Annotated in this window: 9 protein-coding genes; 2 read left to right on the forward strand and 7 right to left on the reverse strand. The window is 45.1% G+C overall.

The features are described from left to right. Window positions 1–14: 14 nt before the first annotated feature. Window positions 15–992, forward strand: coding sequence for a PorP/SprF family type IX secretion system membrane protein (locus DRJ53_RS06305; protein ID WP_162303815.1), 978 nt, complete (start codon window positions 15–17; stop codon window positions 990–992). A 390-nt stretch (window positions 993–1,382) separates the two neighbouring features. On the opposite strand, the gene DRJ53_RS06310 is transcribed toward DRJ53_RS06305, so the two are convergent. Beyond that, window positions 1,383–1,655, reverse strand: coding sequence for a hypothetical protein (locus DRJ53_RS06310; protein ID WP_114234741.1), 273 nt, complete (start codon window positions 1,653–1,655; stop codon window positions 1,383–1,385). 424 nt (window positions 1,656–2,079) lie between these two features. Between DRJ53_RS06310 and DRJ53_RS06315 the strand changes: the two genes are divergently transcribed. Beyond that, the gene (locus tag DRJ53_RS06315; protein WP_114234742.1) at window positions 2,080–3,795 is read left to right on the forward strand and encodes an SWIM zinc finger family protein; all 1,716 of its coding nucleotides are present in this window, start codon (window positions 2,080–2,082) and stop codon (window positions 3,793–3,795) included. Between the two features lie 191 nt (window positions 3,796–3,986). Here DRJ53_RS06315 and DRJ53_RS06320 read toward each other — a convergent pair whose 3' ends face one another. The 6 genes from DRJ53_RS06320 to DRJ53_RS06350 form a co-directional block, all read right to left on the reverse strand. Beyond that, window positions 3,987–5,465 (reverse strand): class I SAM-dependent DNA methyltransferase, encoded by a 1,479-nt coding sequence (locus DRJ53_RS06320; protein WP_114234743.1) that lies wholly within the window; start codon window positions 5,463–5,465, stop codon window positions 3,987–3,989. A gap of 40 nt (window positions 5,466–5,505) precedes the next feature. Further along, window positions 5,506–5,907, reverse strand: a complete 402-nt coding sequence (locus tag DRJ53_RS06325) for a GxxExxY protein (protein WP_114234744.1) — start codon at window positions 5,905–5,907, stop codon at window positions 5,506–5,508. A gap of 278 nt (window positions 5,908–6,185) precedes the next feature. Then, complete coding sequence (locus DRJ53_RS06335; protein ID WP_162303816.1) at window positions 6,186–9,041, reverse strand: DEAD/DEAH box helicase; 2,856 nt, start codon at window positions 9,039–9,041, stop codon at window positions 6,186–6,188. Window positions 9,042–9,168: 127 nt separating this feature from the next. Continuing rightward, window positions 9,169–9,945 (reverse strand): Hachiman antiphage defense system protein HamA, encoded by a 777-nt coding sequence (locus DRJ53_RS06340; RefSeq protein WP_114234746.1) that lies wholly within the window; start codon window positions 9,943–9,945, stop codon window positions 9,169–9,171. Next, window positions 9,942–11,219: a restriction endonuclease subunit S gene (locus tag DRJ53_RS06345; protein WP_114234747.1), complete on the reverse strand. Its 1,278-nt coding sequence runs from the start codon at window positions 11,217–11,219 to the stop codon at window positions 9,942–9,944. The genes DRJ53_RS06340 and DRJ53_RS06345 overlap by 4 nt, the downstream gene beginning before the upstream one ends. 79 nt (window positions 11,220–11,298) lie before the next feature. Further along, window positions 11,299–14,025, reverse strand: coding sequence for a type I restriction endonuclease subunit R (locus tag DRJ53_RS06350; RefSeq protein WP_241558471.1), 2,727 nt, complete (start codon window positions 14,023–14,025; stop codon window positions 11,299–11,301). Window positions 14,026–14,189 lie beyond the last annotated feature (164 nt).

Here is a 14,189-nt window from a genome sequence, read left to right on the forward strand (position 1 = left end):
AAAACCGGAACAAAATGAATCTGCGCAAAATATCCACCGCCATCATACTGCTGCTAATACAGCAATCGGCTTCGGCCCAGGACCCGTTTTTTTCACAGGCACACCGTTCGCCGCTGGCTATCAACCCGGCACTTGCCGGCGAAGGACAAACCACCAGCTGGCGCCTGCAGGGCAACATGCGGTCGCAGTGGTGGGGTGGCAGCACACAGCCTTATAAAACAGGTGCCCTTACCGTGGAGCACCGCATTGATATGAGCCAGCCTGGCAGCGCCTTAACGCTTGCCGGAAACTTTCAGAGCGAAGTGAGCAACGGCGGCATTTTAAAAAACAACTATGCATCGGTTGGTGCGGCGTACCGCAATGCGCTGGACCGGGCCGGCCGCCACAGCCTTTCGGTGGGCCTGCTCGGAACCTTTGCCAACCGCTTGCTCGATCCATCAGGGGCAACCATGCAAAATGGTTTTGGCTCGTTTGGGTTTATGCGCGGTGTGGCCCACGATCCTGTAACGGTGCAAAAGCATCGCTATTGGGATGTGCAAACCGGCATTGGCTATAGCTACAAAGGCGCCCAATGGAGTGCACACTTGGGTGGTGCGCTGTTTCATGCAGCAAGGCCCGAGGAAAGTGCCTACAACTATGGCAATGGCTACCGCATACCACAGCGTAAAGTGGCCGAGGGCACACTGGGCTATATCAATGCCGAAGGCGCCGAATGGACCCTGCGTGCCAATGCGCAATGGCAGGGCCAGCACGAAGTGCAACAGGTAGCGGTAGACTATCGCTTTCCTATTGGCGAAGAAGCGGGGAGGAGCCTCACGTTTGGACTGGGCAGCCGCATCGGTGATTCGGTTTTCCCGTATGTGCAATTGGAGTGGGAAAAGCTTTCAGTGGGCCTGAGCTACGATGCCGTAACAGGGTCGGTGCGCCGCCACTACAACCAGGTGCGCTCCGCCGAGCTGACGCTGGCTTATGGCTTTGGTAAGAAGCTGTAAGTGTTGTTTGAAATTTTTTGTTTGCAATAAAAAATGCCGCTGGTTTGCACCACGGCATTTTTGTTTTATTGAAGGGTAGTACTAAACCGCGTCAGGGTAGCGTCCTGCGCAGTAGTACCTGTCATGCCGAACTCGTTTCGGCATCCCCTTCTATAATCAGGGTTTAACCAGGTTACAGGAGATGCCGAATGGAGTTCGGCATGACAACCTTAGCGGGCAAAAACACAGCTTGAATATTTGGGGTTTTAATTATTGACACTCGATAAACGTTTTCGGTTGTGCATGCACGATATATAAATAGTGTCGGAAAATAAATTTCCATATTTAGAGGACTCAGGATTTGAAGACTACCAGCTTGTGTAATGAGGTGTTGTTGCTAGCCGCAGAAGCTTACTCTTCTACTCCCGGCGATTGTATTGCCGATTCCAATATATCGGCACCTTCCCACTGGCGTTGCACCCGCTCCTCCATTTGATCCAGCACGGCTACAAAGCCGAGGTACATTTCTTCTTTTTCGGTGGCCTGCGGCGCCAGCGTGTTGATCAGGATCAGGGAAATTTGCTCCAGGTAACGGCGGCCACCGGGGCGGCGGAAAAAGCTTTCCGCCAGGCGGGTATCACCCCGGGCAATAGAGCAGATGGCCTGATCCATGTGTTCGTTCATGGGGCCAAAGTTGGCCCAAAGCGGCGGAAAAGAAAAGTTAGTATTGTAAGCAGCCGGGGAATTTTAATTTGATTGCGAAAAGACGGCACCAAAGCGCATACAGGTTGTTTACCGAGTGGCGGGTTTAAGGCAACTGCAAAAAAATATCATTGAACCCGACAAATCCTTGTGTCAATCAGCCACTATAAACCCCAAGTCCATTAAAAAAAGTACAGACGGGTGCTTCCGGTTTCGTACCATCATGCCACAACGTTGTTTAAAGCTTTCAATGTAACAGTTATTACCTCCGGGCCTTACGTTAACCGCACCGGCCACGAATGCCTGTACATAACTCAGGAAAATATTTTTACTTTAAGCAGAGGCCCATCCTTTTTCAAACAAAACCGGTTACTCGGAAAGGGGGACCTTTACACCCGTTTTACTTATGTTCGATATCAGGCAGCTACAAAATCATGTTTCGCCCGAAATTTATATGCGGGGCAAGGCATACTACCAGCAGCAGCAGGTAGCGGACCTGTACCACAAGGGCGAAGGTAAATGGCAGGCCCTGGTGCTGGGAACCGACGATTATGCAGTTCATATCCAATTGTCCGGCAACGACCTGCAAAAGGCTACTTGCACCTGTCCGCATGATGCCGACATCTGCAAGCACATCGTGGCGGTTTTGCTGGCCCTGCAGCAGGAAGAAGCTCTAGAAGAAGAAAACAAACCTGCCGCTGGCGCAACAGCAGCAAAAAAAGGCCGCGCTAAAAAGGAGGGCCCCGACATAAAAACGGCCCTGCACCAGCTTTCAAAAGAAGAGCTGCTGTCCCTGGTGCTATCCTACGCCGCGCAAAGCCGGGAGTTTAAAAGTTTTCTCACCATTCACCTGCTCACTCAAAAAGGAGGGGCCGGTAAAGAAGGCTACCGCCAGGCCATCCAGGCTGCGATAAAGCCCTATATGCGCCGGGGATTTATAGAATATGCCGATAGCCATAAAGCCATGAAGCCGCTGTTGGCGCTGGCCGGTGAAGCGGAAAATAACCTGGCAAAAGGATTTTTCCGCGAAGCAGCTGATGGCGCCATGGCACTAATAGAAGAAATTGCCGGCATCATTGACTGTATGGATGACAGTGCCGGTTATACAACCAACATCAGCAGCGCTGCATTTGATGTGCTGTACGGGGTAGTAACAAGCGAAGCACCCTTTGCCTTAAAGGAGGCATTGTTTGAACAGGCCCTGCAGGAAAGAAAAAAGAAAAAATACCGTGGTTGGGACTGGCCCGATGATTTTTTTGAGCTGGCCATAGCCGCTGCTTCGGAGGAAAAACAGTACCGGCAACTGCTGACTGAAGTGGACACGGAACTGGGCAAGGCCAGCGCGGTCCGGCATGGCTGGATGGGCCAGTACACCAGGCAAAATTTGCTCCATTGGAAGTGCACGGTGCTGCAAAAGATGGGCAGGCCGGAGGAGGCCCGCGCCATGCTGCTACAGCACCTCGACATTCCGGACTTTCGCCGCCAGGTAGTAGCGGATCACCTCCGGCAGGGAAACATTACGGAGGCTGCCATGCTTTGTGAAGAAGCCCTTCAGCAAAACATCGGGCAGCAAACCCTTTGGTGTGAATGGTTATTGCAGATAGCGCAGCAGCGTAAGGATGTGGAAGGCATCCGCAAATGGTCGCTCAATCTGTTCCTCGAAACACAGTATTCGCTTCCCTACTTCCGCATGTACCGGTCAGCCTTTCCGGCAGGGGAGTGGCCCCCACAGCGGCAACGCCTGCTGGCAATGGTACAAAAGAGTGCAGGCCCCTGGTCATTTGCTTCGGGCCTGGCGCCGCTTTATGTAGAAGAGCAGCTATGGCCCGAACTGCTGCACCTCTGTGAAGCCGCTGCCAACATTGATTTTTTGCTGCAGTACGATCAGCACTTATGGCCCCTTTACCCTGCAGCACTATTGGCGCTGTACAAAAAGGTGCTGCTGGAATACGCCGCCGCACAACAGGGCCGGGCGCATTATGTACGGATCCGGAAAGTGCTTGTAGCGCTGCAAAAACAGGCCGGTGGAAATGCATTGGTAAAAGACCTGGTGCAAACCTTTCGCCAGCAGTACAAGCTACGCAGGACCATGATGGAAGAGCTGGACAAACTGGTGCTGTAAAGCCCGGTACGGAAATGGTCTTTTATTGCCGGCTCATCAAAAACTGGTTGATGCAACCGGTGTTGATGAGCAAAGAAAAAGCGCTGGTGCATGCAGCCTGCCGGCAACTCCTTGTTTGGTACGAAACCCGCCTGGTGTCTGCGCTACTGGCCCTGTGCGCCAATACCGTAGCGAAACTTCGAAATCTTGCCTCATTTTTTCAACTGCGCAATAATTTCTCTAAAACTCCCCAGCGCACTTTCCAGATTCTCCGCTATCTCTTCCGCCAGCACATCCGGGTCGGGCAGGTTATCCAAATCAGCCAGTGATTTATCCTTCAGCCATGTAATATCCAGCGAGGTTTTATCCCTTGCAATGATCTCTTCATAGCTGTACTTCCGCCAACGACCTTCCGGGTTTTCGGCACTCCAGGTTTCCTTTCGTTTATGCCGATTAGAAGGATTATAGCAAGTAATAAAATCCTGCAGGTCGCTAAGCTTTAATGGATTCTTCTTCAGCGTATGGTGCACATTGGTGCGGTAATCGTAAAACCAGATCTCTTTCGTCCACGGGTCTTTGCTCGAAGGCTTGTTGTCGAAGAACACCACGTTGGCCTTTACGCCATTGGCATAAAAGATACCGGTGGGCAGGCGAAGAATGGTATGTACATCGGTTGTCTCCAGCAGCTTCTTGCGCACCGTCTCTCCTGCCCCGCCTTCAAAGAGTACATTGTCCGGAATTACTACTGCTGCCATGCCCGATGGCTTGAGCATGGAGCGGATGTGCTGCACAAAGTTCAGTTGCTTGTTGGAGGTGGTGGCCCAGAAATCCTGGCGGTTATAGGTGAGGTCTTCCTTTTCCTGCTCGCCTTCTTCGTTGGTAAAGGTCTGGCTGCTTTTTTTGCCAAAGGGCGGGTTGGCCAGCACGTAATCATACCGCTCCGCAGGAGGAGCAATCAGCGCATCGGCGGGTGAAATGGAGTTATCGCTGTCGATATCGCCAATGTTGTGGAGGAACAAATTCATGAGGGCCAGCCTGCGGGTACCGGCTACAATCTCGTTGCCCCAAAAGGTGTGGAACTTTAAAAAACGCTTTTGTTCTTTGTCTAAATCTGTATGCGTGGCGACAATAAAATCATAGGCTGCTAAAAAGAAACCACCCGTGCCACAGGCCGGGTCGGCAATGGTTTTCATCGGCTCGGGACGAACACATTCCACCATGGCCCGGATGAGGGCACGGGGCGTAAAGTACTGGCCGGCGCCGCTCTTGGTATCTTCTGCATTCTTCTCCAGCAGGCCTTCATAAATATCGCCTTTTACATCGGCGCCCATCAGCACCCAGTTCTCGGCATCTATCATCTGCACCAGCTTATACAGCTTGGCCGGGTCCTGTATCTTGTTCCCGCTCTTGGTAAAGATCTGGCCCAGCACGCCTTTTTCTTTTCCCAGTTCCCGAAGCACCACCGTATAATGCCCTTCCAGCTCCGCACCCCGCAAAGCGGTTAGGCTTTGCCAGTTGTAGGCTGAGGGTATGTTGATGGTACGGTTGTACGGTGGCTTGCTGTATTCATCGGCCATTTTTAAGAACAAGAGGTAGGTTAACTGTTCTAGATAGTCGCCATAGCCTACACCGTCGTCTCGTAACGTGTTACAAAAACTCCAAACTTTCGATATAATTTGATTGGTGCTCATGATTGTCTTTGAACTGTGATTGGAATGATTGTTTGACGGGCTATGATTTTTTAAGCGGTTTCATAACCCGTTTAAAGTCCAGGCTCTTTGCACCGAAGTTGATCAGCAAGCCTGTTTGCAGGCCATAAGCCTCCAGGTAATTGATGGCCTGTGCCAGGTGAACATCCTCCAGTTGAATCATGGCTTTCAACTCTACCATTACTTTTTCAGCCACAAAAAAATCCACCCTGCGTGACCCGATGTTTTCTCCCTTGTAATTAATAGCCATTTCGTGCTCCCGGCTAAAGGGAATGCCCTGCCGATTGAATTCAATGGCCAGGGCCCGCTGATAGATCACCTCCTGGAAACCGTTTCCCAAAATGCGATGCACTTCCATGCTACAACCGATGATCTTTCCCGTCAGCTCACTCTCGGGATACTTCTCATTAACGATAGCCGCCATAATTCATAGTATTCTTTTAATCATAAAAATCAAAGTTCAGACAGGTAATCGCCGTAGCCTACGCCATCATCACGAAGGGTATTGCAGAAAGACCAGACTTTGGATATGATTTGATTGGTGGACATGAAATGATTTTTTATGTACTAAGCTGAAGTGCTACTATAAGCTTCTGTTGCGTCGCACTTTTGTACGTTCTGAGCCTTGTGCTGCAGAAGACATGAACAATTTAGTGGGAACTAATAAGTTGTACTTTATTCAAACATATGGATATGGATTAATTAAAGAATATTTCGATATTGTAGTTGCTCAATAAAAGAAGAAACTTTCTCATAAGACAAAAAAGGAACTCTTCCTGATAACCTCTCCATAATCTCTTGCCGCAAATTATATAGATAGCTTTTCAAAATATTGTAGTCCACGAATTCATGACCCATTTCATTTAAGATGTCCGACATTTCTAAAATAGCAATTCGATCGTTCAGTCCCATTTCAATTAAGCTTAATTGAAGTGCATTAGCTACACCGAATTGAATATAGGAAGGCCAGTTAAAGATTTGAATAGGAAGTTCATAGTTTGGAGTATTTAATTCCTTAAGACGAATAATACTGGCCGCTCTAGTTTGGATGTTATAGCAAATGAAAGAATTAACAAGTCTTAACGTCTGATATGTTTCTAGTCCAAGTGTATCTCCGATTTCCCCATACCACCCACCATCAAGCCATACTACAATGGCTGTCGTGAGATCCTTCAATGTTATCTCACATTTGTTTGTTTCATTAAAAGAAATCAACTCGGCTTTGAATTGTTCCAGCTTGAATATCCCATCTTCAAGTATGTATCCAATCCATTGATCATCTAATGGGTCAACATCTTCGTTCCATACTTGATCTTCAAAATCAAAGTGAATTCTTATTTCTTCATACATCCTTAAAGATGTGCCGCTATTTTTCAACAATCTGAACTCATTGTTTTCAATTATAGGTAAAAGCTTTTCAGACCGTATTTCGAAGAGTGTTTCAAGTGTCTGCTTCTCGTCAATATCTGACTGATAAAAAGAAAGTGTATTTTTTAAGTGAGCATTGACAACATTTTTCAACTCCTCCACAGAAATTTTTTCAGATAACAGGTCAATTATTGAAATGTCTATCGAATCAAGAAGTAATTGAAGTTCAGTTCCTAAATCATCTAAAACTTCGTTCGAAATTTTTAATCTTCTTTTCTTTAAGTATGCAGTGATGATTTTGATAACATTGTACAAGTGACCTTTTACTGGCTCGACATTCGTTTCTTCAATTAAATTTCTGATTGTATTAAAATCATCAGAGTTGGGAATAATTACCAATCCTTTTGTTTCTTTTCCTGCCCTTCCTGCACGTCCAACAAGATTTTTCAAATCTCTTATTTTAATAGTCTCATAGTTCCCAGGCATTTCCGGGTTAAACCTCTTTGTTGAGGCAATTACTATAGTTCTTATAGGTAGATTAACTCCTTCTGCCAATGTGTTTGTACATATAACTAATCTGATATTACTACTTCTAATTGCGTCTTCAATTATTTCTCTTACACCTTGTGGAAAATCGCCATGATGAAAAAGAAAACCTCTTTTTACACTCTCGACTAATAGGTATTTGTTTCCAAAAACGACAGAAAAATAATCCTCCAAGTACGTTAGATACTTTTTATTTGAAAATTTAGTTAAGGAAACCCCTTCTCGATAATCACATTGACTGATCATCTCTGCAACTAACCCTTCAACGCCAGTATTGCCTCGCTTATGAGGTGCAAACAGAGCAATAGATCCAATATTTGCTGCTTTCAATGAAACTGCAACACAAAGGCCTTTCTGACTAGAAATTTTGCTAACCTTACCATTTTTTGGATTTGCAATATTCAATTCATTGCCATAAAGAAATCGATATAATTGGTAGTTAAAAGGCTTTTTATAGGTAGGATTAATATCCAAGTAGTAACCAACTGTGCGGGATTCCATCTTATTCAGAAAAGCAAACTCTAATAACGTTGGTCGATATAAAGAGGAAATAACTGAGGCATCTGTTCCTCCGAGCCAGTTATTTACAGTGGCAATGTTTGGTATAATAGCCGAAATAAAGATGAATCGCCGATCCTTGACATCTTCTTTTAACCTAGATAACAATAACTCGTAGTCAAGGCCTCTTGATTCATCATCTAACAAATGGCCCTCATCACAAATTATTGTTGAAAAGGTCTTTGCTATATCAGGAAAGACGTCTTCAATGGCCATAAACTTTTCTGGCGTAGATATCAATAGATTTACGTCGTTGATAGAAGATTTTTCTTCGGCGGTTGGCAAACTGCCGCCATAAATTGTTTTGGATTTGACACCTAATTCACTCAAGCTAACAACCAAAGAACTCTTCAACTCTGAAGCTAAAGCTCTAAAAGGAACTAAATAAAGAATCTTGCAGCTTTGATTTTTCGTAAACTCGTCGTAAATAATTAATTCAGCGATTGAGGACTTGCCTGCGCTTGTAGGCATTTGTAACGAACATGTCTTGTTTTCTAAAACTCCAGATTCAATTGCCTTTTTTTGAGACGGAAAAAAATTCCAAATTGGCACTTTCTTGTTTAGATTATGTTCAACGAATGGTCTCCAGTGTGCTAAACTATTGTTTTGCTCAAATAAGGTAGTCCAGATGTTATCTGATTCAAACTTTTCAATTATTGCTTCTAATAATAACAACGAACAATACTCATCGTAACTCTCATCAAATGCCGCTTCTTTCAGCCTTGAAATTTTTCCAGAAAATAGCCTCTTTCGAATCGAGCCTTTAGTTAGTATAGCTTTCAGTTCGTATTCGAGATATGATTCGTCTGATAAGTCTCTTTTTAAGAATCCTAAAATGAATTTATCTATCTCATTTGTATAAGCGTCTTTAGAAGTGAGATTAGCAAGTATATAAGCTGATGCTGAATAATCAGCTAAATAATATAGTCCAGCTGCGTACAGCAGATTGTTATTTTGGTTTACTCCCGTGAAAAAATCTTTTTTGTTTTTTAGAGAAAATATTTCTAAGCCCTTTGCAATTGACAATAACTCATCTTCATATTGTAGATATGCCTTCGATTTTATTAATTCAAATGCCCTAGCCATAAGGCTTAGGTAAAAGGAAGGTATTGTTTGAATGAAACTGTACTTGGCTTGATCTTCGGTGGGCAGATTAAAATCCACAAAGGCCTGCCACGAACCTGATTCTGCTATCCAAGTATTTAATTTACTACTACTCGGCATTACAATCAGAATTAATTATGTTCACTCTTGTGCGTTCGTATATAGATTTTAAATCTTTCATTGAAAAAACAATAACCGATACGCTTTCTTTGTTTTCAAATGCTTTATCAATTTCTCCAGTCTCACATTCACAATCTACTACTGCAATTGCCTTATTGACAATATTAAAATTGCCATAAGAAGCCGGATCCTTGTACCTTCTAACTAAATTTCTTTCTTTAATTAATCCAAGTCGAGCATATTTTTCTTCTAACCACTCCAATGTTTTCGATATTCTTGAAAGCTTATCCAACGTAGCTCCATCAATGGCGTCCTGAATTCTGTGCTGCGTAGATTTGGTTGCCTTCATTTTTGACTCTATTGTCAATAACATATCTTCACTCGAAGCCCTTTTGTCGGGCATGTAAAACATTATAGAATCTGCATATTGCATTGGTTTATTTCTGTCTTTCCATCTCCATTTTAATGGCCCAGTAAATAGCTTGCCTTTCCTTCCCCAATTATCAACAACCGCGTAATGGCAGAACATTTCGCCGAAATCACCAGATTTTATTTTTCCATCGTCTGGCAATACATAAGACTCTAAGAACTCGGCCGTTGTCATCCCGTTTGCCTTGCATTTGTGGGTTAATTCTTCGTCACTTATATAACAGAGTCTGAAATTTTGCGTCAGCTTATTTATGAATGTTTCAAGTTCTTTTTCTTTAAGCTTATAGAAAACAAAGTCTTTCTCATTTTTTCTGACGAAATGGTCTAAGATTCTCATAAGTTATCTGAATTTATTAAAGTACCTTCAAAGGCTTTTTTCAAAATACTTTGCCTTAAAGCTTCTGCCTGCTTTAAGCTGTCAGTTATAGTTTCTTCTATTTTATCACAAACACTTAAGCGGCTTTCTATTTCTTGGACGATTTGTTGTTGTTCTTCAATCGGTGGCAATGGAATGTTTGATTTAATAACATCTTCCAAATTCAAGGTTTTCCTTGCAACTTCATGTGAACTGTTGTTGTGTTCACGAATCTTATCTGGCGACCTTAGCATCGCTTCTACAAACTTTGCAGATACATCTTTAGAAATTGGAATAACTCCAACTGCTCTTGCTGTATTTGCACCCGCTAGTGAAACAGGTACGACTGCGGTTCTACCGATTGCACCAACAAGTGATATAAGAACTTCTCCGCCTTGTAAGAATGTTCTTTTGAATTTACTCGCAATCTGAGGTGAAATTTTCTTCAGTTTTGATTGGTCGATTCTCCCATTATCATCAATATCACCTACTCTCACCAATGTTACTCCATTCTCAACATGATCTCCCGGAACCAATACGCCATAAGAACATTTCCTTTGAGGGTCGCAGAGTTCACCAAGCGTTTTCCACTTCCAACCTTCCGGCAACTCACCATCCTTTACATTTTCATTTGTTAGCTTTCCTTCAAAAGCCCATTTTAATACTGCTTGCCGGTAAACTTTTAATTGCTGTTGCGCTGTTTTTAATTCTTCAATGCCTTTATCTAATTCGCTAAAGAGTTCTTCTATTTTGGAAACAATTTGTGTTTGAAGTTCGAGTGGTGGTAAAGGGAACTCAAACTCCCTCATTGCTTTCAGAGACACATTCTTGATTGTGCTTCCCGTTGCTGAATTATTTGCATAGCGAAGAAACGTTTCTGTTTTCAACAACAAGGCTATAAAATATTTATTTATGTCGTCCTTTACATTGAAATAACAAGCACTTTTACCTAAGATTACTTTTTCATTTTTATAGAAAGCTACGTTTCCGATTGTTCCATTTATTGAGACAAGGATTGTTTTGTCCGTTAAATTTTTTTTATGCTTCGCAAACTGTTCTTCACAAACTCTTTTTGTATTTTCTTTTATGATGATTTTGTCGTTGCTTAGATTATTGCCATTTATAAAGTAGTACTCGCCATCTTCTGAATATATTGGCGTTCCATGAAGGCCATCGCCTAACACGGAGACAATGTCCTGAAGTTTTACCCATTTCCAATTTTTTGGTATTCCGTTTATCGTTTGCTCTTCCTTCATTGCTCAATATTGTTACCGAACGTACAAGAGTGCGACGCAACAGACGCTTTATAGTAGCACTGCTGCTTAGTACACCCTTCTACGCCACCAAACTTTCATTTAATTCATTAATAATCGCATCGGTTTCTTCGCCAAACAGGCGCCACATTTTTCCAAGGCCGCCCTGCTTGTTAAAGGGATCGAGCTCAAAATCGTCCCGCTCCAGGTGAAAGGAGGCGGCGATGTAATCTTTTATCATGCGCAGCCACTGCACCTGTTCTTCGGTGTACTTGAGGGTGCCGGCCTGCTTGCGGAAGATCCAGTCCTGGAAATTGCGGTCCACCGTTTTATCAAAGGCCGTAAGGGTGGCGTCCATGCCGCTTACCCGGCGCACCAGGGCCACAAGGGCCATCAGTTCGCCTTTTGGCCGGCCGTTTACTTTCTCCAACTGCTCGTAGGCCTGCCATACATGGAGCGGCGCCAGCCCGGGCTTTTGCATCTTCACGGTTTCAGCCAGTTCTTTGAGCATAGCGTACGAAAGCTCCCTGCGGCGGTAAGGCTGCGCATAAAAGATTTGCAGAGCCGTGATCTCCGTTTTATTTGCTCTTATCCACTGTTCAAAATCGTGCACCAGGGCTTCGGCTGCAGCCTTGCTGTCGGCCACCCAACCCATGCTGGTGATTTCGTCGGGGTTGATGTGGTCAATGTACTGGTCGTATTTTTTGCGAACGTCAATGATATAATTGCGCAGGTCGTAGTTGTTGAAGATGTGGGTAGCGTCTTCAATCAAGGTTTCATGTTTAAGGTTTAACGTTTCAAGTTGTTGCTCAACTGAAGCATCAGGCATTGAACTTTGAACATCAAACCTTAAACTTTCAACTGTATCCGGATCGTAGGCATTCAACAAAGCCTTTACCACCTGGTTAATTGTTTGGCCTCCGGCTTTTTCGGCAAAGAGGGCTCGTTCTTTATCGGTTATTTGTTTGTCCAGTCGTATGAGGCGGTTGGCAAGGGTGGAGAGCAGTTCTTCATCCTTTTGCCCCATGCCTACTCTTTCTACAACTTCTTTCAAACTCATGCCCGGTTTCTTCTCCAGCGGGCGACTATCTGTCTTCTGGCTCTTTTCTACACCAATGGCATCAATGATCACAAAATGGTCTTTGGTAAACTTGGCAGCCGGGGTACCGGTGCTGCGGAGTTCATCGAGGCTGCAGGTGCGGGTGCCACGGCCTTTCATCTGTTCGTAATAAGAGCGGCTTTTTACATCACGCATAAACAGGAGCACTTCCAGCGGACGAATATCGGTGCCGGTCGCAATCATGTCCACCGTTACAGCTATGCGTGGATAATAGGAATTGCGGAACTGTTGCAGCACGGTCTTGGGGTCTTCCTTTTCGGGGCCTTCCGCCGTGCGATAGGTGATCTTTTTACAAAAGCGGTTTTCCTCGGCAAACTCCCTTCGCACAATGTTGATGATGTCATCGGCGTGGGAGTCGCTCTTGGCGAAGATGAGGGTCTTAGGTACTTCAAACCTTCCGTCCGCATCGACGCGGTCGGGAAACATGGCGGGCAACTGGTCACGCACCGCTTGTATGATGAGGGTGATCTGGGCCGGGTTCACGACTTTATCATCCAGTTGCTTTTGGCTGTATTCAACGTCTTCATCCAGCTTGTTCCAAAACTCCTTACGGGTTAGTTTCTCCCGCTGGCCTATGTATTCACCGATGGATATTTTAGAACCGCCCTTGGTGATCTTTGTTTCTATCTGGAACACATTATAGGGTACCAACACACCGTCTTCCACGGCTTTTTTATAGCCATAGTCCGATACTATGTTGCGGTCAAAATAACCAAAGGTGCGGTTATCGGGTGTGGCGGTGAGGCCTATTTGAAACGCATCAAAATAATCGAGCACCTGCTTCCATAAATTATAAATGCTCTGGTGGCATTCGTCAATCACGATAAAATCAAAGAACTCCATCGGCACTTTTTGGTTGTACACCACGGGCATGGGCTCTTTGGGCTTCCACCTCTTTTCGGCAGGGTCTTCTTCTTCATCGCGTTCATCCAGCTCGGTTCCTTTGAGTATGGAATAGAGGCGCTGAATGGTGCTGATGTACACCTGGCTATCAGGAGGAATGAAGGAACTGCTTAAACGGGTAACGCCGTAGAGTTCAGGAAAAAGACGGTTATCATCCTGCGGCTCAAATTTCTTGAATTCCTGTTCGGCCTGTTCGCCCAGGTTCTTGGTGTTCACAAGGAACAATATGCGTTTGGCTCTTGCAAATTTTAGGAGGCGATAGATAGAGGTAATGGCCGTAAATGTTTTACCGCTTCCGGTAGCCATTTGCACGAGTGCCTTAGGACGATTCTCACGAAAAGATTTCTCAAGATTAGTGATGGCGGTTACCTGGCAATCTCTTAGGCCATCGGGTTGCAGTGGCGGAATATCGTGTACCCTTGCCCGTAGGGTCTTTAGCTCCCGGAGCCAGGCAGCAAATGTTTGCGGCCGGTGAAAAGAGAACACGGGTCGGGAACGTGGCTTGGGATCACGGTAATCGGTAAATCGCGTCAGCTCGCCGGTGCTTTCATACACAAAGGGCAGGGGATCGGCCTTGACGTATTTGAGTTTGGCCGTAGCATACTCGGTAGACTGGTCTTCTACCATAGTCAGCCGTACGCCTTCTTCCTCCCGCTTGGCTTCAATCAGTCCAACCGGCTTTCCATTTACAAAAAGCACATAATCGGCCGGGCCCACCGAAGTTTGGAACTCCCGGATGGCCACACCAACGCCTGCCGTAAGATTAAAAGTTTTTTTATCCTGCACCAGCCAGCCGCAGGCAAGTAATTGCCGGTCTATTTCATCTCTTGCAAGCTGTTTGAGATGGTCTAATTTTTCTGGACAGTTGACTTGCGTAAATTAGCAAGTAACAATGCAGCACAAAAATGCACAGAAACCCCGGCGCAAGTACGATGCTTCCTTCAAATCGG

The organism is Paracnuella aquatica (assembly GCF_003332885.2).
GTDB classification, from domain to species: Bacteria; Bacteroidota; Bacteroidia; order Chitinophagales; family Chitinophagaceae; genus Flavisolibacter; species Flavisolibacter aquaticus.

Excerpts from the sequence above, each read along its gene's own strand:
- DRJ53_RS06305 (WP_162303815.1), top strand. The coding sequence starts at position 15 with ATGAATCTGCGCAAAATATCCACCGCCATCATACTGCTGCTAATACAG.
- DRJ53_RS06310 (WP_114234741.1), bottom strand. The coding sequence starts at position 1,655 with ATGAACGAACACATGGATCAGGCCATCTGCTCTATTGCCCGGGGTGAT.
- DRJ53_RS06315 (WP_114234742.1), top strand. The coding sequence starts at position 2,080 with ATGTTCGATATCAGGCAGCTACAAAATCATGTTTCGCCCGAAATTTAT.
- DRJ53_RS06320 (WP_114234743.1), bottom strand. The coding sequence starts at position 5,465 with ATGAGCACCAATCAAATTATATCGAAAGTTTGGAGTTTTTGTAACACG.
- DRJ53_RS06325 (WP_114234744.1), bottom strand. The coding sequence starts at position 5,907 with ATGGCGGCTATCGTTAATGAGAAGTATCCCGAGAGTGAGCTGACGGGA.
- DRJ53_RS06335 (WP_162303816.1), bottom strand. The coding sequence starts at position 9,041 with ATGGCTAGGGCATTTGAATTAATAAAATCGAAGGCATATCTACAATAT.
- DRJ53_RS06340 (WP_114234746.1), bottom strand. The coding sequence starts at position 9,945 with ATGAGAATCTTAGACCATTTCGTCAGAAAAAATGAGAAAGACTTTGTT.
- DRJ53_RS06345 (WP_114234747.1), bottom strand. The coding sequence starts at position 11,219 with ATGAAGGAAGAGCAAACGATAAACGGAATACCAAAAAATTGGAAATGG.